Raw genomic sequence first — 20,266 nt, forward strand, 5'->3', positions numbered from 1 at the left:
TCATTTATTTTTAAATCTACTTATTTTTTATATTTATCAAGCTTATCGCCAATCATGTCACTTAAAGAGAAGCCAGAATTATCCTCTTCTCTTTCATACTGCTGAATGTCGGCTCGCGCTTCTTCACGTTCTAATTCTTTCATGCTTAGTGAAAGACGTTTGGCGTCTTCATCTACATCAAGAACCTTGACTTCTACCGTTTGTCCTTCTTCAAGGACTTCATCCGGTGTACCGATGTGACGGTTGGAAATTTGAGAAATATGAACAAGGCCTTCGACCCCTGGGAAAACTTCAACAAATGCACCGAAGCTGACTAGGCGTCGAACGGTTCCTTTCAAAGTTTCTCCAGGATTCACTTTAGATGTGATATCGTGCCATGGTCCTGGCTGAGTCGCTTTCAAGGAAAGTGAAATTCTTTCGTTATCACGATCTACAGAAAGGACCTTCACTTTGACAGCCTGGCCTTCTTCCACTACATCAGACGCCTTTTCTACGTGCTGATGGGACAGCTGAGAGATATGTACAAGTCCGTCGATACCTCCCAGGTTTACAAAGGCTCCGAAGTCTGTCAAACGTTGAACGGTTCCTTCGATGACTTGTCCTTCTTCAAGAGATTGTAGCACCTCATGCTTTTTCGCCGACTCTTCTTCTTCAACGACAGCACGGTGGGAAAGGATTACACGGTTTTGTTCACGATCCAATTCCACGACTTTCAAGGAAAGTGTCTTCCCTTTATAGTCTTCAAAATCTTCAACGTAATACGTTTCAACCAAAGAAGCCGGAATAAAACCACGGAGGCCGATATCTACGACCAGTCCACCTTTAACAACATCCTTAACTTCAGCTTCAAAGATTTCTCCGCTTTCGAACTTAGCTTCAAGGTCTTCCCAAGCTTTGTCAGCATCGACCGCACGTTTAGAAAGAACGATTTCATCATCTTCCACTTTCTTCACCTGCAGGGTCAGTTCATCTCCTTCACTGACCGCATCTGAAGCTTTTTCTACATGAAGGCTGGATAGTTCACTGATAGGTACAATACCCTCGACTTTATATCCAACATCTACGAGGACCTGTTTTTCTTCAATTTTCACGACTTTACCAGTCACGATGTCCCCTGCAGAGAATTCTTTCATTCCTGATACTTCTTGATTCATTTCATCCATACCAAGCTACCTCCTTCAATTTCCGACACAACCTAATAAAACAGAAATGCCCTTTTGTCTAACTTCTAATATTTAGAGCATTTTGTCAAGTGATTACGCCTTAGGATTGATGAATTTTATGCAATTGTCTGATTTCTTCCATGATCCGATCTGTTACAACCTGAGCCGAGGCCTTTTCTTCACGGTATTCTGACATATCAATCGGTTCACCATATACGACTTTTAATGATTTGAATTTTTTATAAGGCCCGATAATCGCACATGGTACAATGGCTGCATCTGATCTCAAAGCAAAAAAGCCAGCACCTGCAAGTCCTTTACCGACTTCACCATTTTTCTGCCTTGAACCTTCAGGGAAAAGACCTAAAGCATGACCTTCTTTTAAAACGCCAAGTCCTTTTCTCAATGCGTTTCGATCCCTCATCCCACGTTTGATCGGAAATGCATGGACTTTTTTCAATATACCCCCAATGATAGGGTTTTTAAACAACTCTTCTTTAGCAAGAAAGTAAATATTTCGATTACTGGTTATGCCTACAACCGGCGGGTCTATGTTAGAAATGTGGTTAGCACAAATGATAACAGGACCTTTTGACGGGATATTATGTTTTCCAATGACTTTTATTCTGTACATTGGATAAAAGATAATGCTGCATAAAGCTTTACCAATTTTGTACAAATTCACCCTTGGTCCCCCTTTACACTCTTTTCATGAACAATTTCAAGGATACGATCAACCACTTCATTTATCCCCATCGATGTAGTATCCACTTCTATCGCATCCTCAGCTTTAACAAGCGGAGCTGTTGCCCGGTTGGAATCAATTTCATCACGTTTTCTGATCTCTTCCATCAATTGATGCAGATCCGATGGAAAACCCTTTTCCATATTTTCTTTATGACGGCGTTGAGCTCTTTCCTCAACAGAGGCAATCATAAAGATTTTCACTTCTGCATTCGGCAGGACATGAGTCCCAATATCGCGGCCATCCATAACAACCCCTTTGTCTTTGACAAGTTGCTGTTGGCGCTGAACCATTTCTTCACGTACCTCTTTATGTTTAGCAACAATCGATACCTGATTGGTCACTTCAGCTGTCCTAATTTCTTCAGAAACATCCTGGTGGTCAAGAATCACCCTTTGCCCCTGTTCACTCTGAACAAGATTCAAATCCGACGATCCAAGAAGAGTCACAAGACTCTGCTCATCCTCCAGTGATATTCCTTCTTTCAATGCTTTCCACGTTAAGGCTCGATACATAGCCCCGGTATCTACATAAATAAAAGAAAGCTTCTCTGCGACTTTCTTTGCTACAGTGCTTTTTCCGGCAGCCGCTGGACCGTCAATGGCAATTGTCATTGTGTTCATACTTTTTAATATCCTCCATCTGTACATCAACTAAAAACGCACTGGCACAGCGCGCTTTCCCTTAAGTATTTTTCCTTAATAATCACTCTTAAGAATAACACAATTATATGGATGAAATCTATATTAATTGTAGGCTCTCCTCCTTGACTGCCTTTTATTGTTCAACACAGGATTGAATGATGAATTGGCTTTTTTTCAAGAATGCGAGACCTTCTAACAGGGGCGTTTATGTATTATTTGACTATGATCATACACAATGATCTTACAATTGTATCGTTTTATTCATCATCCGCTTTCAGGACCTCTCGGATAGGAGAGGCCCTGTATATATCCTGTTCCCTCTTCAAAACCTTGGCTCTGTAACGTCTTTATTCTCTTATTATTATGTAAAGGAAAACATTAGGACTAAAGAACCGAAAAATGCATGTTATAAAAGATAGTGAAATGAAACAATAAAAATGGCTTCCTAAGGCTTACAATAGGGTTTAAAATTATAAAAGAAAGACAGGCTGTCGGTTCTTTCTCGACAGCCTGAAACTCATATAAAGAGAGCTTTCCTCATTTTAGTTATATTTCTTGGTTGAACTTCATTTCAGCTTTCTTCAATGTTTCTACCTTTTCTTCTTGTCCATTGCTGGCGTTTATAAATATTCGGTAAGTGGTATTCTCCATAGTAGCTAGGAATTCATAACATAATACTTGTTCATTTACATCGTTCTCTATCACTGACAGATGATTTTCCTGAATGTCTACATTAGGGTTCACCTTATCACGGGCTTCTTCTAAAGATATTTCTGGGTCATTTAATTCCATGTCACTGTGGTGATCATAATAATCTCTTGAGGACATCCCAAGTACTTCCCCATTATCCAATGCCACTTTTACAACAATAGAATCTGTGAAAAAGCGGACATCGTTTTTAGTATATAGAAAGCGGAAAACCCCCATTTTATCGTATTGATTACTTTCAACCAACTCTAAATTTGAGATCTCCAGCCCTTTCACATATTCTTTAGCCTTTTCAGATGCCTCATGAAGAGAAATCTTAGGTTCTCCAACCTCTCTGCTGATCATAATCGTCAGTGGGTGTCCGCCTTTTTCCGTTAAATCAATATAGCCGTTTTTTCCGTCGTCCTGAAAGGAGGCTGTATATGTCGGGACGTCTGCTCCTTTTCCGGATTTGGTTACGGTTAACTTGTCTGTTGATACTTTTTCTAACCATTGACTAGCGGCTTTTTTAGCTTGTGATTCGTTTATTTTTTTGCCTTGAAGCTGTTGGTAACTCTTCTCCGGACCAGAGGAATCAAGACCTGTTTGAGTGACGGATTCCTCATATCCTTCCATTGATTTCTCTACGGTTTTAAATCCATTAACGATGGTATTATCGCCAACTTCATCATTTGTAGCGAGCGCAAGTTCTACATCCATCCACCTTAAGTTATCTTTCAGTACAACATTTTGAACTTTCCTTAGTTCGCTTTCAATTTCTCCTGATTTCTTATGAAGTTCTTCAAGTAACTTCACTTCATCACTACTTAATGGCTTTTTCTCTAAATCCCGAACAGCTGTACGATAAGCGAACTCACCGATATCATACAGAAACTCTTCTGTTTTATTAAAAGGAAGAAGTGTCAGCGGCAGCTGTCCGACGTCTGTACTGGCTTCAGATGAAATTTTCCATATTTCGGCGAGTTGTGGTGATAAACTTTTCCGGGAATTCATAGCCAAACTTGATCCAATTTTATCGTGTAGCAAATCAATATTGTAAGTCAAATCGTGAAAGGCACGCTGATAACTGTTTTCCGCTTGAATAAGGACTGCGTTTTTGTCCTGGTTTTCTTTATAGCCCCAAACACCTGCACCTATTGTAGCAACACTTAGTACTATAATGGCGATCCATCTACCCATACGCCCACCTCCTATTTACAGAAAATATGTTTGCCAATTTGTTTAATTTGTGGTCTCGACCAAATCCAGTCAGATGTAGCCGTTTCCGGATTAAAATAATACAATGCCTGCCCAGATGGGTCCCACCCATTAATCGCATCCATTACTGCTTCCTTGGCTTGATCATTTGGTTCAAGCCAAATTTGACCATCTGCCACAGCTGTGAAAGCCCGTGGTTCAAAAATGACACCTGATGCAGAATTAGGGAAAGAAGCACTTTTTACCCTGTTTAAAATAACGGCTGCTACGGCTACTTGACCTACATAAGGTTCTCCTCTAGCTTCACCATATACAGCATTGGCCATTAATTGGATATCATTTTGGGAATATCCACTTGGAACGTTAACAGCTGTTGGTTCCTGCTTTTGCTGCTGATTTGCTTGTTCATTTTGATTTGATTTAGGTTGTTGTTTTTGCTGTTTACCTGGTTTGGTTTGCTGAGACTTTGGTGTTCCACCATAATGAGTAAATTCGTTTCCTTTTTTAATTTGTTCTTTTACGTATCCCTCATCATAATTACTTGCCTTATTCAGCTTGTTTTTAACCTCATCTCCAACTAGACCATCAATTTCAAGACCAAATTCATACTGGAAATTTCGAACTGCCCAGTACGTCCCCCATCCGAAGACGCCATCAATTTTACCGTTATAAAAGCCTAAATATTGTAATCTTGATTGCAATTCGATCACATCGTCGCCTGTAGCCCCTTGTTGAATGACCTGATTTGAAAAACCTTGGACGGGTTTGACATAGGTCAACTCTGATAGAGGGAAAAGCAATAAGGCCATACCCATAGACACGACCATCGTCTTTTTTATCATCCAACATTCACCCCTGACCCAAAAGTTTAGTTATAGGGGTAGTTTTTAACAGAATCAAAAGATTATGCATAATTAAATCAAGGTAAAACTTCCTTATATAATTGGCTAGACGATAAAAAACAAGGAAGGACAATTTTTGTCCTTCCTTGTTTTTTATCTCGAATTCACCCGGCCTCTATAAGAATCTATTTTAATCATAGGGAACAGTTTTGAATAGTTCTTTATAATTTTAAAAGTTTTTCATGGTGTTGGTTAGCAATTTTGATTTTCCGAATCCCAATCACCCATAAGATAATCATAAAAGGGGTGATCCAATACATCCATGTCACTTCTTTCACTGAAATAATATAATCATACATAACATGGAAAGCAACAGGGATCCATAGTCCTACAAATAAACACCAGCTCGATCGATTTGTCCTGAATTTAGCCTTCCCCATATAATACCCCATAACAATTCCAAATAGAGCATGTGAAGAAACAGGGAAAACCGCTCGTAATATAGCTATTTCAATTCCATTTTGGAAGAGGTAGATAATATTTTCAATGGTAGCGAAACCTAAACTTATGGCCACTCCATAAATGATTCCATCATAATGATGATCGAAATCAGAGTGACGATAGGCCACAAATAACAAAAAGAACCATTTAAAAAATTCTTCTAACAGACCAGCGAGGAAGAAGGACTTCACCAACGGAGAATGAAATATGTTCTCTGCTTCAAACGCATATTGGATAAACATGATAGGAAATACCATGATGACTCCGATAATGAACATTCGAATTATGAGTGGGAGCGGCTCAAGTTCAATCCTCTTACTTAAATATATAAATGTCATGATGGCCACGGCAGGGGATATGGCAGCAGTTAAAATGGCCATTTTTCTCAACCCTCTCTCTTTCTTTCACCTAAGTTTCATCGTATCATGAAGGTATAAGAAAAGGAACAATTGAATGGAAGATGGTGTAAAAATGAAACGAATACTAGTGATCCACACAGGTGGAACGATTTCAATGAAGGAAAATAAAGAAACAGGAGAAGTGAACACTTCCTCCCAACATCCAATGGATGAAATATCCACGATACTAAAAGGGACAACAGAAATAGAGGACGAAATCCTATTCTATCTCCCCTCCCCTCATATACGGCCAGATCACATGCTTAAGCTAGGGCGGGCCATCCATGAGAAAATATCAAAGAAAAACTATGATGGAATTGTCATTACTCATGGCACCGATACTCTTGAGGAAACCGCGTATTTTCTTGATTTATTCCTACAAACACGAAAACCTGTTGTTGTAACAGGGGCTATGCGCTCAAGTAATGAAATTGGATCAGACGGGTTATATAACCTGCTAAGTGCCATCCGCGTAGCCAGTTGTGATGAGGCACAGGACAAAGGAGTATTAGTTGTTATGAACGATGAGATTCATACAGCTAAAAATGTTACAAAAACAAGCACTAGTAATGTAGCGACCTTTCAAAGTCCTCAATATGGCCCCATAGGAATTACGACCAAAAGTGAAGTGTTCTTTCATCATAAAATGACTAGGCATGAGTCCTATCCGATCCAAAATATTAATAAGCGCGTGTCCCTCATTAAAGCTTATGCAGGAATGGATGGCTCCTTAATTGATGCTGTAAGGGAAAGCCAAGTAGACGGGCTCATCATCGAAGCATTGGGACAAGGCAATTTACCACCAGAAACTGTCGATGCATTAAAACGTACGCTTGATGATTCCATTCCCATTGTACTCGTCTCCAGATGTTATCAAGGAATTGTTCAGGATACATACGGTTATCCGGGAGGCGGAAGAGAACTCAAAGAGATGGGAATTGTCTTTGCTAATGGCTTAACCGGGCCAAAAGCACGTATAAAATTGATGGTTGCGCTTGAAATGACTTCTAACCTAACAGAACTGGAACATATATTCAGCTAGCTCTCGATCATTATATTACCCTAAATCAGTAGTAGAGCCCAATCGTCCACCTTTCCTTTAACAAAAAAGCCTCTCCTTCATTTACCTTGTAAGGAGAGGCTTTTCCATTAATTTTTTTTAGGCACGGCACCAAAAGCAGACCGTCGGTTTTTAGACAGACTGGATCTCAGAATACTCAAAGGTCTTTTTTAATCCTATTGTTTTGCGATTGATGATGCAATTTTCTCACCATGATAACGGCCATTTTCAATGAAAATCTCATTATTATTATAGCCTGCAGCAATGACGCCGGCAATATAAATCCCATTAATATTTGTTTCCATAGTATCTTCGTTAAAGGCAGGACGTCCTGTTTCTTCGTCCAACTCAACTCCCATATTAGTTAGAAAGGTGTGGTCAGGACGATATCCAGTCATGGCAAAAACAAAATCATTAGGAATGCTTTTTTCTTCCCCTTTACACTCATAAATCACTTTATTTTCCGTAATTTCTTTGACATTTGCGCAAAATTCCATTTCTATTATCCCTTTTCTTACAAGGGCTTCAAACTGAGGAAGAATCCACGGCTTAATACTCTTAGAGTATTCTTCACCACGATAGAGAACTGTAATATTGGCACCACATTTCTCTAATTCCAGAGCCGCATCTGCCGCAGAGTTTTTTCCTCCTATGATCACCACATCTTTTTTGTAATACGGATGGCCCTCTTTAAAGTAATGCATAACCTTAGGGAGACTTTCACCTTTCACATTCATATAGTTAGGTTGATCATAGTACCCTGTGGCAACAACTATTTGTTCTGCTTTATAAGTTTTTTCGCCACCTTCATTTTTTTCTGTATGAAGAGTAAAATAGGACTCTCCTTTTTCTACAGAAGTAACCTTCTCATATGTGTTCAGGCGTAATTCTTCCCGACCGGCAACCGCTCTGTAATAAGATAACGCCTCATTTCGTACTGGTTTCTGACGCTCAGAAATAAAAGGAATCTTACCTATTTCCAATTTTTCACTTGAACTAAAAAACGTCTGATGTGTAGGATAATGATAAATTGAATTTACGATATTTCCTTTTTCTATAATTAAAGGGTTTATCCCCTTTTTCTTTAATTCGATGGCTGCGCTCATCCCACATGGCCCTCCACCGATGATGATGACTTTTTCTTCCTGCTGCACGAAAAAACACTCCTCTTTCTATAAATCCCAAGATAAATGCTGCTCATCTAGTTCAACAGCGGTTCCTTCATCTAAGTATACCAAGATCCATATAAATAAAAGGAATCTCCTATCATTTTAATGATAGGAGATTCAAATAAGGGAATCAAGTTAAATCCATCCACGGAATCTTGAAGCTTCTGCCATTTTTCTAACACCGACCATATAAGCAGCAAGACGCATATCTACACGGCGTGTCTCAGATGTACGATAAACATTATCGAATCCTTTTACAATCACTTTATGGAGCTTTTCTTCCACTTCTTCTTCCGTCCAATAATATCCTTGGTTATTTTGAACCCATTCAAAATAGGAAACAGTAACTCCACCAGAGGAGGCTAACACATCTGGTACAAGTAATATTCCTCTCTCTGATAGGATTCTGGTAGCATCAAGTGTGGTTGGACCATTGGCTGCTTCCACGACAATAGATGCTTTTATGTTATAAGCGTTGTCTTCTGTAATTTGATTCTCAATCGCTGCTGGTACGAGAATGTCACAATCAAGCTCTAACAATTCTTCATTGGTAATTGTATTTTTAAACAAATTTGTAACCGTACCAAAGCTGTCCCGTCGATCGAGTAAGTAGTCAATATCGAGTCCCTCTGGATCATGGAGTCCACCGTAGGCATCTGAAATACCAATGACCTTTGCGCCTCGATCGTGCATGAATTTGGCCAGGAAGCTTCCCGCATTACCAAAACCTTGAACAACAACTCTGGCACCTTCGACGTTAATCCCTTTCTTTTTAGCCGCTTCTTCAATACAAATGGTCACACCTTTGGCAGTAGCTGTTTCACGCCCGTGCGATCCCCCTAGGACAAGAGGCTTACCTGTAATAAACCCTGGATTGTTAAATTCATCAATCCGACTGTATTCATCCATCATCCAAGCCATGATTTGTGAATTTGTAAATACATCAGGTGCAGGAATATCTTTTGTCGGCCCTACAATCTGGCTAATCGCACGAACATATCCTCTACTGACGCCTTCTAGTTCTCGGAAAGACATATCACGTGGATCGCACACGATCCCTCCTTTACCACCACCGTAAGGAAGATCGACGATCCCTGCTTTCAAACTCATCCAAATAGATAAAGCCTTAACTTCTTTCTCTGATACATTCGGGTGAAACCGTACGCCACCTTTTGTCGGGCCAACCGCATCATTATGCTGGGCACGATAGCCTGTAAAAATTTTAATTTGATCATTATCCATCCGCACAGGGATTCGTACTGTCATCATTCTGACAGGTTCTTTCATTAATTCATACACTTCATTTGGGTATCCTAATTTATCAAGTGCTTTCTTGACCACCGTTTGTGTGGACTTCAACACATCAAGTTTATCATTGCTTTGGTTTGCAGAATCTGTTGGCTTATCGGCTACCATCCATTTACCTCCTATATCAATCCATTCGATTAGGACTCGTTCTTCAGTGATTAGTATACACGTTCACTGCATTTTAGGAAAGCTGAAAACGCGTTTTTCTAAACGTTTTCAACAGAAAAATGAAAACGTTTACACACCGTACTACTAATCTTTGTGAGACAGCTCTACAAATTTTTGAATAAGATCATCATAACTCAAACCGATTTCCTGAGCAGAATCGGGGAAGAGACTTGTTGGTGTCATTCCCGGCAGTGTATTCACTTCTAAGATCATAGGTTCTTGTTTTTCATTTATGATGAAATCCACACGTGAATATACGTCACAACCTAGTAATTGATGAGCAAGGACAGCATCTTGTTGAAGCTGGGCTGTCAATTGAACATCCACTTTCGCAGGGACAATATGTTCGCTGCCTCCAGGTTTATATTTTGAATCAAAATCATAATAATCATTCTTAGGAATAATCTCGATGACTGGAAGTGCTTGTTCTTTCCCTTTATACCCCATTACCGGGACAGTCACTTCTTTCCCCTGCACATAATCTTCTACTAGTATCATAGAATCGGATTTCGCGGCTTTCTCAATCCCCTGGCGGATTTCCTCTTTTTCTTTGACGATTGTTAACCCTAACGTGGATCCTTCCTGGTTTGGCTTTATAACAAATGGCAAATCAAAGGATTTTTTAATTTCCTCTTCCACCCTGTCGACCTGCCTTGAATCAGCCACATCGTAGACTTCACTTTGGGCTGTGTACAAACCATTCAGTGAAAAGATTTGTTTTGATTTCGCTTTATCCATAGCCAGTGCTGATGCAAGAACTCCGGAACCTACATATGGAATTCCAAGCATATCTAAAAGACCCTGAATCTTACCATCTTCCCCAAACTTTCCGTGTAAACCAATAAATACAAGGTCCACATCCAATTCCAGGATTTCTACCAGTTTCTCTGGTGAAAAATCAATGGCTGTGACATCGTGCCCCTTATTTTCTAAAGCTTTTATAATCCCCTTTCCAGTTGAAAGAGAAACTTCCCGTTCACCGGACGTTCCACCATATAGAACCGCAATCTTCATATGTTACACTCCATTTCATATCCCACTATATATTAAGTTACACCATTTCTTATCTTAACATGTTCCCTTTTAGGCTTCTATTTAAAAATGTGGCTTTAACGAGTTTTTTTAAATGACCTCCTCAATCAATGAATTTTAAAGACCTTATTGAATACGTACGTGTTTTTCCCCCCCCACAATAAGAAGGGAAGTAATTGAATACTAAGAGTAGTGATCAAAAATAAAAAGAACGAAGCTTAATGGAAGCGTCGTTCTTTCAGTTTATGAAAAGTGCGTATAGATAGTTCTGCATGCCTCTTTGTCCATGATCTGTTTCCCGTATTCAACCAACCGGTGAGATGTCACTGCTGTGGCGGAAGCGAATTCAGACATTAAGGCAATTACCTGATCTTGATCTAAATGGAAAATGTCTTCGTCTTCAAGAAGCATATAATAAGACCCATGATATAAGAAGACACAGCCACCGGTTACATTAAGTTGATACAATTGGATACCTGCACGGATGACATGCTCAAACTCTTCGAAAGAAAACATCATCTCTTTGCTTTCATCCAAGGTCACTTTCATTTCAATGTAATCTTCATCTTCCTCTATATCTGCGGGTTCCGTTTTGGTTACAACCACTAACATCCCTTGTGCTTGTAATAGATAAACTTGCACAAGCAGCACACCTGACAGCTCAACTCCAAGTTCTATTCCTGCATCAAACATCATGTCACTAAATATACGATGTACTCTAGGTAAGTCACTCCAAAGCTCTTCACGAGACAAACCCCGATCCATCAGATCGTCAAACGTAAGAAAGATCTTAAATTTCTCATTCGTCATTCTTTCCACTCGCACATGATCGCCCCCCCTGTCACGATGTGTGTTATCTATATCTTATGATGACTCTTGCGATTATGGCACCTTTTTTCAAATTATATCCGACGTATTAGGCAGGGGCAAACGTTTCTCCTGCAAATCCTCTTCCCTTTATCCGAATAAGCTGGAAATAAAGAATCCAGTACCAAAGCAGTTTTCAAAATTTCCTTCCCCCTCCCAGGATCTGGTTTTAACGGTTACCTTTCCTGCAACCAGTTCTCCCAATCTTTTTTGGAATTCCCCACCATAAAGGGGTGAATTTTCTTTTGATCGAGTTCGGATAAATAGTCGTCCACATATCCGCCAAGGCCGATTTTTAAATCCGTGTATTGTCTCTGTAAAGACTCCACGACCCGGATAGCCTCTGCGGTATTCTTTTTAAGTGGACAAGACATAAACATATATGTTGGCTTAACTTCATCAATAACGATTTGCATATCTCCACCGTCAATCCTTTGTCTGAGATAAACAACATCATACCCTTTTCTTTTTAAGAATAAGGCAAAAAGAAGCAATTCCAACTCATGATGTTCATTTGGCCCACAGACAAGCAATGCTTTCGGAAGCAGAGGGTCTGTGGGAATCGAAATCAACATCATGCCAATTCTCGATCGAATAAACTGAAGGGCAAAGTGTTCATGAGCACTTGTTATCCCATTTTCTTCATGCAGGTCCCCGATTTTACCAAGAATAGGTCCGAGAACGTCAATCGCGACCGTTTCAGGTGTAAATAGACTAAATGCATAGTCGAAATGTCGTTGGGCTTCTTTTTCGTTAAAAGAAAGCAAACCACTTAAAAGATCATCTCCTATTTTTTCAAGCTGTGTCGTTTGTTCAAAGTGATCAGGCCGTGTATCGGCCTTTTCATTACTTTCTATGAGAGAGACAGCTTGTGAAATAGTAAATCCTTTATCCAATTTTTCCATTAGCCCTTTCAATATCCGAATATGATCATCGGTATACAATCGATGACCGGCCTCATTTCGCGATGGCCTTATTATTTTATATCGCCTCTCCCAGGCCCGGAGTGTCCCCGGTTGAATCCCAAGCAATTGTGACACAGCTTTTATGTTGTATGTTGCATTAGTCCTTGCCATACGCCTGTCCCCACCCGTTCATTTTCTAAAATTATATAAGAGATCAAGAGTTCGTGTAAATTGTATTTCTTCTTCCTGAGGAGTAATCATTTATTCCTCATTGGATGTTAACTCGATCCAATGACATTCCGCCTTCGTCCCTAAACGGAGCGGCAATAATGATGTTCCATACCCTTCGCTTATAAGACTTGACCTTCCCCCTTCCGCCTTCCATCCCCCACGTTCGTAATGACCATATCCAAAAATTCTAATTTGCCCTCCGTGTGTGTGTCCACTTAAGACGAGATCAAAATTCTCATGACCTTTCTGATTCATTCTTTTAAACACATACGGATCATGGACGCATAGGATTTGTAATAAATCGTTGGTTCCCTTTACATCTGACGCTTTGTTATAAGGTTTCATAAAGTAAGGATCGAGTCCCCTTACCATGACTTTTATCCCGTTTTCAAAAGTGATGAATTGGTCTTCATTAGAAATCGTTTTTACATTTAAGCCTTCAAGAAAATCAATAAGCGAACCGTATCTCCACTCGTGATCATTATTCCCAGGGACAAAATATATCGGTGCTCCCCATTGGCTTAGAATAGATAAATTTTGTTGCAGCCTTCTTTCTGTTGTCCTTTGGTCAACAAGGTCACCACCAATAATGACAAGGTCTACGTGCTCCACATCATTGAAGGTTTGGGCTTCAAGCGCTCGGTTATGTATATCAGAAATAAAAAAGAGACGGAGCGTCTCGTTTCTTTTCAAAGAATGACATATAATTTTCTTTTTATTTAAATGATCGTGTTCTGCACAAAATCTCATGTAAGTTACAAGGATAGATCCTAACAAACATAGGAAAAGCAGAAGCCACCACATATCCATTCCCCCAAACCATATGGAAATAAAGTTTATCTTAACACAAATAAATACAACAAAAAAATGAGATAAAGGTTAGATCAGAGCTACACACCCCTCCTCAACTACCTTTCCTCGCAAAAGAAAACCGACACCATCCTTAAAAAGGGAGGAGAAGGACCTACGTTTGACTCCGTCCCCTTTTATTATAAATCTATATCATAAAAAATGCTGTAACCTATTTCTTATGGTTACAGCGGCCTTCTTTAAACATGTTTAACACTTAATATACGAAAACCTGTCTTTTCAAGTTTTTTAGTGAAAGCTTCAATATTATTATTATCTTCAATTTTTAAAACGATCCTTCTTGCGAGCTTATCTGTTTCATCAAAGGTAGCTAGTGAAATTACATTCTCGTGATAACTTTTAATAATATCACCAAGACGTTCAATCCTTCCTGCTGATTCCTCTGAGGTAAATGCAATCCTCACCCCTTGTTTCTTCACACCAAAAGCACTTTCAAACTGTTCAATCACATCAAACCTTGTCACTAGACCAAGAAATGTCTTCTTTTCATCCACTACCGCCAGCACGGAGAAGCCTTTGAACATTGGGAGTGTACGCTCAAACACCTCTTCATCATTTATATAGTAATTCCCATGCCTAGCGATCTCCCCAGCCGTTGTATTGTTAAGGAACGTCTTCCGATCCGTGCTATCTTCTTCATTAAAATAAGCACGAAAAATAATTTCCTTTGAAATCATTCCCGCAAATTTACCAGATTTCAGGACAGGCACCGCTTCGATATCTTGTTCATCCAGCATTTGCAAAACTTCCGAAAGGGAGTCAGAAGACTCTGATTTATACGATTTATGGGCGGGTTTCATAATTCCTTTTACAAACATACACTCACCTCTTCTTTTAATACTCTTCACCTTTCAGTTATTCGTCCCAACACGTGGAATCTCCTGCAAGGGCTGAATAGGACAAGAATCCCTCGCATAAAATCCCATAGAAAAGGATGTGATAAAAGTATGTACACCCCGATAAAGTGTTATCAACCTTATCACGGGATCAACGATCCATGTCCGCCCATAGGGATAAAATGCTACCAAACTCCCCCAAACCTCTATTTAGGGTTTCAAGCACCTAATATGCAGCAATTTCCAATTCAAGAAGCGTTGTACAGAGGGACGCTTTGGCCAGTTTTGTATGATCCATACCCAACACCCATGAAGAAAGGAGGAAGATAATGAAACAAGCGGCCAATCCTGACAAAGAACGCCATGCATTAATGGAAAAAATCCAAATGGTAGATTTTGCTTTAGTTGAACTTACCCTCTACCTGGATACTCATCCTCAGGATAGTCAGGCAATTCAACAATTTAACCAGTTAGCGGTGGAAAGCAGAGATTTAAAAGGAGCTTATGAGAAGCGCTTCGGACCTTTAAGGCAATTTGGCGGCAGTTTTTCAGGTTATCCTTGGAACTGGGGAGATACCCCTTGGCCATGGCAAGTATAATATGTCATTTCTAAGAGTGAAAAGGGAGGGCGCTTATGTGGTTTTATGAGAAAAAGTTGCAATACCCTGTTAAGGTTTCCGAATGTAACCCAAGACTTGCCAAATATTTAATTGAACAGTACGGAGGAGCAGACGGGGAATTATCAGCAGCCCTTCGATATTTAAATCAGAGGTACAGTATCCCTGACAAAGTCATCGGGCTTTTAACAGATATCGGGACTGAAGAATTTGCCCATTTGGAAATGATTGCTACCATGGTTTACAAACTTACCAAAGATGCAACTCCGGAACAAATGAAGGAAGCAGGGCTTGGGGCACATTATGCTAACCACGATCATGCATTATTTTATCATGACGCAGCCGGTAATCCTTGGACGGCCACATATATCCAGGCCAAAGGAGACCCAATTGCTGACCTCTACGAAGATATCGCCGCGGAGGAGAAAGCCCGTGCCACTTATCAATGGATTATAAACATGTCTGATGACCCTAGCCTTAATGACGGTTTGAAATTCTTGAGGGAACGGGAAATTGTTCACTCACAACGGTTTAGAGAAGCGGTAGAAATACTTAAGTTCGAGCGGGATCGTAAGCAAATCTTCTAATCTTTAACGCTCTACTGTGACGCGTTCATGGTAGGGCACTTCTTTTTCAATGATAGAAGGCTTTGGAAAAGATCGCCCAAACCAATCCTCCCAATAACGATAAGAGAGAAGGACCCCCATCAATAAAATAAGAATAATTAGAAGGAAACGCATCCAAAGGGAGCTGATATTCCATATCTTTTTTTCTTTTTTACTTTTGTGGGCATCCTTTCTCGAAGGAAGCTCTAGAACGTCCTGTCCTCTTCTATGAGATGCCTCTTCTTCTGTGAATTCTTCCCATTTATCATTAAAACCTCCAGCTGATATCCGATTACTCATCCGTTCCCCCCCACTTTCCAAAACGTATCCAAAATGCTAGCACTACATCTATTATGAAATGTGCCGTAATCGTCACTAGTAAACTACCTGTCATCTCATACATATACCCGATAAAGAAGCTGACGAATAAAACAGATATAAACAAGACCATTTTAGTGAGGTAACGAATGTGCATGATCGCAAATAGAACACTTGCGATGATATAACCAAACTCAGCGTGCAGGACTCCCCTAAAGAGCATTTCCTCACTCACAGCAACAAGCAACGTAATCCCAATGATGCTGATAATGGATCGATTTTTAAATACTTTTACATTTATACCACCATCATCGTACATTCTACGTGGTAAACGATACAGGAGAAAAATGTCAATGAAAAGCACCAATAGTCCTGGTAAGGCGCCATAAAGAAAAATTTGCTTGCTATCATAAACCAACTGTCTACTCCAACCGCTCCAGAATGAATCAAAAAGAAACACACTTCCTATAATGGCAAGAGTTAAAATAATCACCTGGGTGAGAATCAGTTGAATAGTTACTTCCCGATCATTCATTTGTAAAATGACTTCTGATTGACTCTTAGGTTTCATAATAAAACTCCTTGACTGAAGATCAGGCTCAATCTTTCCTCCCAGCTTGACTTCTTGTATTCTTTATAGTCTTCACAGAATGATAATTCATCGAGTTTAAAATCACATGCATCACAACACGGTACATGTGGTTTCCGAATGACCTCCTGGAAAGGCTTGTAAAGAGAGGTCCTGCGACAGTCAGTTTCATGAATCCATTTCATCATTTCCGTTAGTTTATTTTGTTTATACACCCATCTATTCTCAAGAGATTGTTCAATTTTTTGCTGAATCGCAGAAGGAACTTTCTGATGCCATCTCCCTCGGATCATCCCCTCTTCTTCCAATTTAAATTTAACAAAATTCCATTGGGACTCTGACAATTGAAATCTCTCCATGATGTCTTCATCTTCGGGTACCTCTCTCTCTTTCTGTAAAAAAGAAAATATCCTATTTAAATCTTTTTTTTCGGGAAGTTCGCTCTGTATGAGCCTTTGAGGAAGGTGATGATCCTGCCGCGTAAAGAGCAAAAGACTTACCGCGTCCTCCCCATCGCGCCCTGCTCTTCCTATCTCCTGAATAAATGATTCCAGCTGTGGTGGTAAATGAAAATGAATCACAATACGTATATCTTTTTTATCCAATCCCATACCAAAAGCACTTGTACAGCAGATGACATCCAATTGGTTATTCATGAATTGTTGTTGTACAAGCATCCGGTCAGTCTGTTCCATTCCTCCATGATAAAAGGCGACCCGCTGCTTTAGACGGTCCCGAAGTTCAAAACTTACTTTTTCTGCCCATTGTCGACTAGAGAAATAAATCATAGTCGGTGCTTGATTCTTTGTTAAAACTTCAATGATGCGCTCTGTTTTCTCTTCTGGAGATAAATGCTCTTCGACAGCAAGACTGATATTCTGTTTATCCATCGGATAGATTCTTTTTTTCATGTGAGGTCGGCGAAGTTTATTCATTATATCCTGTTGGACCTCAGGCGTTGCAGTTGCGCTCAAGGCAAGAACTGGAGGGTTCTTAAGTAAGTCAATGGTTTGATCCAGTTTTAGATAGTCGGTTCTAAATTCATGTCCCCACTGGGAAATGCAGTGAGCTTCATCAATAACAAAAAGCTTGATATTCATATGTTGCAGTCTTTGCTGCAAACGCTGGTTCTGGAGCATTTCGGGCGAGATATAAACAAGGGAGAACGTATGAAGGCGATTCATAACTTTCTGTTTCTCTTCCTTATCCATAAAACTGTTCAAAGCCGTAACTGATTGGAAACCGGAAGATTTTAACTGCTTCACTTGATCGACCATCAGTGAAATCAAGGGAGATATAACTAACGTCGTCCCCCCCATAACCTTCGAAGGGAGTTGATAACAAAGAGATTTTCCTGTTCCTGTAGGTAAAATACCTAAAACATCTTTCCCTTGAAGTACATCCCTTATGACCTCTTCCTGTCCTTCCCGAAAACTGCTAAATCCAAAGTATTTTTTTAATGCCGCATATAAATCAACCCTCATGTTGTACTGTTCCTTCCTTCGATCCTATGTTGTCCACTGGCTAAAGCGAGCCTTAGTTCAAAGTAATTATACTTCCCATTAAAGGCTTCATGAATTTGTTTTAACTTCTGAGTATCCATAGCCAGCGCCATATTATTAATGTCATCCACATCATAATCACTTAAAAATGAAGCAATAGAAAAGTCGGGTATAATTAGGGCTGCTTCTACGATATGATCTTGAATCGTGCTCTTTTTCAGCTTTCTCAAAGTTACAATTTCATCAATGCTTAGGCCCTGCATGAAGTATTGATAAGTTTTACGTGCAGATTGAGTGATTAAATAAGTAACATCCAACCCTTTTGTGCACAAATGGAGCACAGGATAAGATTCTTTATCTTTTTTAGCTTCTAGAAACAAATAATAATGAGTGTGCTCGAGATGGAGTTGGACATCCACGTCATTCATTCCATACATTTCTTTCAACTGTTCAACCGTTAATCCGATAACCTTTCCTCCTGTCAAACGATGTACATAAAGATTTGCCTCGATCACCGAATGATTTTCTAATAAGGTATGGATTTCCTCATAAAGCGATTGGATCAATCTTGGTAATTTATGCTGGAACTTGTGATAGACCAGCCTCGCCCATCGTTGGGCTTGATAATCATCTACTATAGGATAGTAATGCTTTATACCAGCCTTACGATTGGCCATCATTTGTATTAAAAGGTAGACCCTCCGCCAAAAAGAAGGAATGACCTCATGCCAGACCATCCCTTTAAAATATTGTATCTTTGGACCCTTGTAGGAGTAAAGCGCGTCTTTACCGCTAGAAGTAAGGGTAGGAAACGATTGATCATTTACTACAATAAGCCCCTCTTGGATCAATGGGTGTATATGAGCATCCAGCTGTTTACGTCTTAAATCAGGCATAATCCCAAAAAAATCATCCACTTGATACCCTTTTGCATCCTGCATTGTCTGTGATGACCTTTTTCCTGTCAGCAAATTATAGATGCCAGAGGTTGTACGTTCTCCTCGGAATTTATCAATACATTGTAGAATCAAATGATGAAACACCCTCATTCCCTCCTTTCTTCATCTATGTAAAAAGGTTGTATTCTATCTTAATATTTCTTTAAGCCTAGCAAAACCATGAGTCTCAAGTTGAAAACATTGGCACACAGTTTTACAATAAACGTTGTACTTATTTATCTCACTTATATTCGGGACCATGAATTGAACAAGGAGGTCGACATTTTGGCCAAATATACGATCGTTGATAAAGAAACCTGCATTGCGTGTGGAGCTTGCGGGGCAGCTGCACCTGATATATATGACTATGATGATGAAGGCATTGCTTACGTGGTACTTGATGATAATGAAGGAACCGAAGAGATTCCGGATTTGTATGAAGAGGACATGGAAGATGCTTTTGAAGGATGCCCAACAGATTCTATCAAAGTTGCCGATTCCCCATTCCATGGGAATCCATTAAAATACGAAGAATGATCCCACCACAGCCCCTGAAAAGGGGCTTTTTTAATTAACCAATGTTTCAAATCTTACCTCTGCCTCTATACGATCCATCGTCGAAAAAAGCCGGTAATTTTCCGAGTCAATGATTCGATAATGCTGACTCATCACATTTTGCTGTAGCGTATATTTTTCTGTTGCGGCTATGTTGTACCACCATACTTTCCCGCCTAATGTCTTCTTCCCTTGTGGTTCCACTTGTTTATGGGCAATAGTTTCTACTATTTCCACAGGGGCATCACCAAGGATTCCTCTCAAAACATCACTTTCCTGAAAGAGTGCACAAACGGCCACCACTGTTGTCCAACCGGCAAGTGTCCGTTGTTTTTCAACTTGTACTAATGTTTTCTTAGACAGCCCCAGAATCTCTGACATCCGGTCTTGAGTGTATCCATATTCGACACGAATCAACTTCATCTTTTTAGATATTTGTTTTCTAATCTCCTGTTTATCCATCACCTTACCGTCCCCTTTACTGCGCCCTTTCATTTT

Annotated in this window: 23 protein-coding genes; 5 read left to right on the plus strand and 18 right to left on the minus strand. The window is 39.8% G+C overall.

Annotation, left to right across the window (positions count from 1 at the left end; translation table 11 throughout):
• Positions 1 to 20: 20 nt before the first annotated feature.
• From rpsA to prsW, 6 genes are all read right to left on the minus strand, one after another.
• A complete protein-coding gene (gene rpsA, locus BLW54_RS10520; RefSeq protein WP_035504877.1) occupies positions 21 to 1,163 on the minus strand; it encodes a 30S ribosomal protein S1 in 1,143 nt (380 codons plus the stop codon).
• Positions 1,164 to 1,263: 100 nt separating this feature from the next.
• Positions 1,264 to 1,848 (minus strand): lysophospholipid acyltransferase family protein, encoded by a 585-nt coding sequence (locus BLW54_RS10525; RefSeq protein WP_035504874.1) that lies wholly within the window; start codon positions 1,846 to 1,848, stop codon positions 1,264 to 1,266.
• The gene (gene cmk / locus BLW54_RS10530; RefSeq protein ID WP_074734463.1) at positions 1,845 to 2,531 is read right to left on the minus strand and encodes a (d)CMP kinase; all 687 of its coding nucleotides are present in this window, start codon (positions 2,529 to 2,531) and stop codon (positions 1,845 to 1,847) included. The genes BLW54_RS10525 and cmk overlap by 4 nt, the downstream gene beginning before the upstream one ends.
• Before the next feature lie 567 nt (positions 2,532 to 3,098).
• The gene (gene ypeB / locus BLW54_RS10535) at positions 3,099 to 4,439 is read right to left on the minus strand and encodes a germination protein YpeB (RefSeq protein WP_035504871.1); all 1,341 of its coding nucleotides are present in this window, start codon (positions 4,437 to 4,439) and stop codon (positions 3,099 to 3,101) included.
• A gap of 11 nt (positions 4,440 to 4,450) precedes the next feature.
• Complete coding sequence (gene sleB, locus BLW54_RS10540; protein WP_051758676.1) at positions 4,451 to 5,266, minus strand: spore cortex-lytic enzyme; 816 nt, start codon at positions 5,264 to 5,266, stop codon at positions 4,451 to 4,453.
• A gap of 254 nt (positions 5,267 to 5,520) precedes the next feature.
• Entirely contained in the window at positions 5,521 to 6,180 is a 660-nt protein-coding gene (gene prsW / locus BLW54_RS10545) for a glutamic-type intramembrane protease PrsW (RefSeq protein ID WP_074734466.1), read from the minus strand.
• A 91-nt stretch (positions 6,181 to 6,271) separates the two neighbouring features.
• Between prsW and BLW54_RS10550 the strand changes: the two genes are divergently transcribed.
• Positions 6,272 to 7,240: an asparaginase gene (locus BLW54_RS10550; RefSeq protein WP_074734659.1), complete on the plus strand. Its 969-nt coding sequence runs from the start codon at positions 6,272 to 6,274 to the stop codon at positions 7,238 to 7,240.
• Positions 7,241 to 7,434: 194 nt separating this feature from the next.
• Here BLW54_RS10550 and BLW54_RS10555 read toward each other — a convergent pair whose 3' ends face one another.
• The 7 genes from BLW54_RS10555 to BLW54_RS10585 all read right to left on the minus strand — a co-directional run bounded on the left by BLW54_RS10555 (position 7,435) and on the right by BLW54_RS10585 (position 14,626).
• Positions 7,435 to 8,364 carry a YpdA family putative bacillithiol disulfide reductase gene (locus tag BLW54_RS10555; RefSeq protein ID WP_244153507.1) on the minus strand — a complete coding sequence of 310 codons (930 nt, stop codon included), beginning with the start codon at positions 8,362 to 8,364 and terminating at the stop codon, positions 7,435 to 7,437.
• Between the two features lie 198 nt (positions 8,365 to 8,562).
• Positions 8,563 to 9,843 (minus strand): Glu/Leu/Phe/Val family dehydrogenase, encoded by a 1,281-nt coding sequence (locus tag BLW54_RS10560; RefSeq protein ID WP_074734472.1) that lies wholly within the window; start codon positions 9,841 to 9,843, stop codon positions 8,563 to 8,565.
• Positions 9,844 to 9,987: 144 nt separating this feature from the next.
• On the minus strand, positions 9,988 to 10,917 hold the full coding sequence (locus BLW54_RS10565; protein WP_035504861.1) for a D-alanine--D-alanine ligase: 930 nt from the start codon (positions 10,915 to 10,917) through the stop codon (positions 9,988 to 9,990).
• A gap of 261 nt (positions 10,918 to 11,178) precedes the next feature.
• Positions 11,179 to 11,760, minus strand: a complete 582-nt coding sequence (locus tag BLW54_RS10570; protein WP_035504859.1) for a genetic competence negative regulator — start codon at positions 11,758 to 11,760, stop codon at positions 11,179 to 11,181.
• 218 nt (positions 11,761 to 11,978) lie between these two features.
• On the minus strand, positions 11,979 to 12,878 hold the full coding sequence (locus BLW54_RS10575; protein WP_074734475.1) for a MerR family transcriptional regulator: 900 nt from the start codon (positions 12,876 to 12,878) through the stop codon (positions 11,979 to 11,981).
• A gap of 90 nt (positions 12,879 to 12,968) precedes the next feature.
• Entirely contained in the window at positions 12,969 to 13,742 is a 774-nt protein-coding gene (locus BLW54_RS10580; protein WP_074734477.1) for a metallophosphoesterase, read from the minus strand.
• Between the two features lie 245 nt (positions 13,743 to 13,987).
• Positions 13,988 to 14,626 (minus strand): CBS domain-containing protein, encoded by a 639-nt coding sequence (locus tag BLW54_RS10585; protein ID WP_074734479.1) that lies wholly within the window; start codon positions 14,624 to 14,626, stop codon positions 13,988 to 13,990.
• A 129-nt stretch (positions 14,627 to 14,755) separates the two neighbouring features.
• Here BLW54_RS10585 and BLW54_RS10590 point away from each other — a divergent pair, with 129 nt between their 5' ends.
• Genes BLW54_RS10590 through BLW54_RS10600 form a run of 3 tightly spaced genes read left to right on the plus strand, consistent with a single transcriptional unit; the run spans position 14,756 to position 15,848 of the window.
• Positions 14,756 to 14,974 carry a spore coat associated protein CotJA gene (locus BLW54_RS10590; RefSeq protein WP_035504853.1) on the plus strand — a complete coding sequence of 73 codons (219 nt, stop codon included), beginning with the start codon at positions 14,756 to 14,758 and terminating at the stop codon, positions 14,972 to 14,974.
• On the plus strand, positions 14,974 to 15,243 hold the full coding sequence (locus BLW54_RS10595; protein WP_035504851.1) for a spore coat protein CotJB: 270 nt from the start codon (positions 14,974 to 14,976) through the stop codon (positions 15,241 to 15,243). Before BLW54_RS10590 ends, BLW54_RS10595 begins: the two co-directional genes overlap by 1 nt.
• Before the next feature lie 35 nt (positions 15,244 to 15,278).
• Positions 15,279 to 15,848, plus strand: a complete 570-nt coding sequence (locus BLW54_RS10600; protein ID WP_035504849.1) for a manganese catalase family protein — start codon at positions 15,279 to 15,281, stop codon at positions 15,846 to 15,848.
• 3 nt (positions 15,849 to 15,851) lie between these two features.
• Here BLW54_RS10600 and BLW54_RS10605 read toward each other — a convergent pair whose 3' ends face one another.
• The 4 genes from BLW54_RS10605 to BLW54_RS10620 are packed head-to-tail and all read right to left on the minus strand — an operon-like array spanning position 15,852 to position 19,318.
• A complete protein-coding gene (locus BLW54_RS10605; protein ID WP_074734482.1) occupies positions 15,852 to 16,166 on the minus strand; it encodes a hypothetical protein in 315 nt (104 codons plus the stop codon).
• Positions 16,159 to 16,755, minus strand: a complete 597-nt coding sequence (locus BLW54_RS10610; RefSeq protein WP_074734485.1) for a CPBP family intramembrane glutamic endopeptidase — start codon at positions 16,753 to 16,755, stop codon at positions 16,159 to 16,161. The genes BLW54_RS10605 and BLW54_RS10610 overlap by 8 nt, the downstream gene beginning before the upstream one ends.
• Entirely contained in the window at positions 16,752 to 18,257 is a 1,506-nt protein-coding gene (locus tag BLW54_RS10615) for a RecQ family ATP-dependent DNA helicase (RefSeq protein ID WP_074734488.1), read from the minus strand. The genes BLW54_RS10610 and BLW54_RS10615 overlap by 4 nt, the downstream gene beginning before the upstream one ends.
• Positions 18,254 to 19,318: a YpbB family protein gene (locus BLW54_RS10620; protein ID WP_074734490.1), complete on the minus strand. Its 1,065-nt coding sequence runs from the start codon at positions 19,316 to 19,318 to the stop codon at positions 18,254 to 18,256. Before BLW54_RS10620 ends, BLW54_RS10615 begins: the two co-directional genes overlap by 4 nt.
• A 180-nt stretch (positions 19,319 to 19,498) precedes the next feature.
• On the opposite strand from BLW54_RS10620, the gene BLW54_RS10625 reads away from it, so the two are divergent.
• Positions 19,499 to 19,750 (plus strand): ferredoxin, encoded by a 252-nt coding sequence (locus tag BLW54_RS10625; RefSeq protein WP_035504840.1) that lies wholly within the window; start codon positions 19,499 to 19,501, stop codon positions 19,748 to 19,750.
• Between the two features lie 30 nt (positions 19,751 to 19,780).
• Here BLW54_RS10625 and BLW54_RS10630 read toward each other — a convergent pair whose 3' ends face one another.
• Complete coding sequence (locus tag BLW54_RS10630; protein ID WP_074734493.1) at positions 19,781 to 20,230, minus strand: helix-turn-helix domain-containing protein; 450 nt, start codon at positions 20,228 to 20,230, stop codon at positions 19,781 to 19,783.
• Positions 20,231 to 20,266: the final 36 nt, after the last annotated feature.

The sequence above is a fragment of the Halobacillus karajensis genome, from assembly GCF_900108515.1.
In the GTDB taxonomy this organism is placed as follows: domain Bacteria; phylum Bacillota; class Bacilli; order Bacillales; family Halobacillaceae; genus Halobacillus; species Halobacillus karajensis.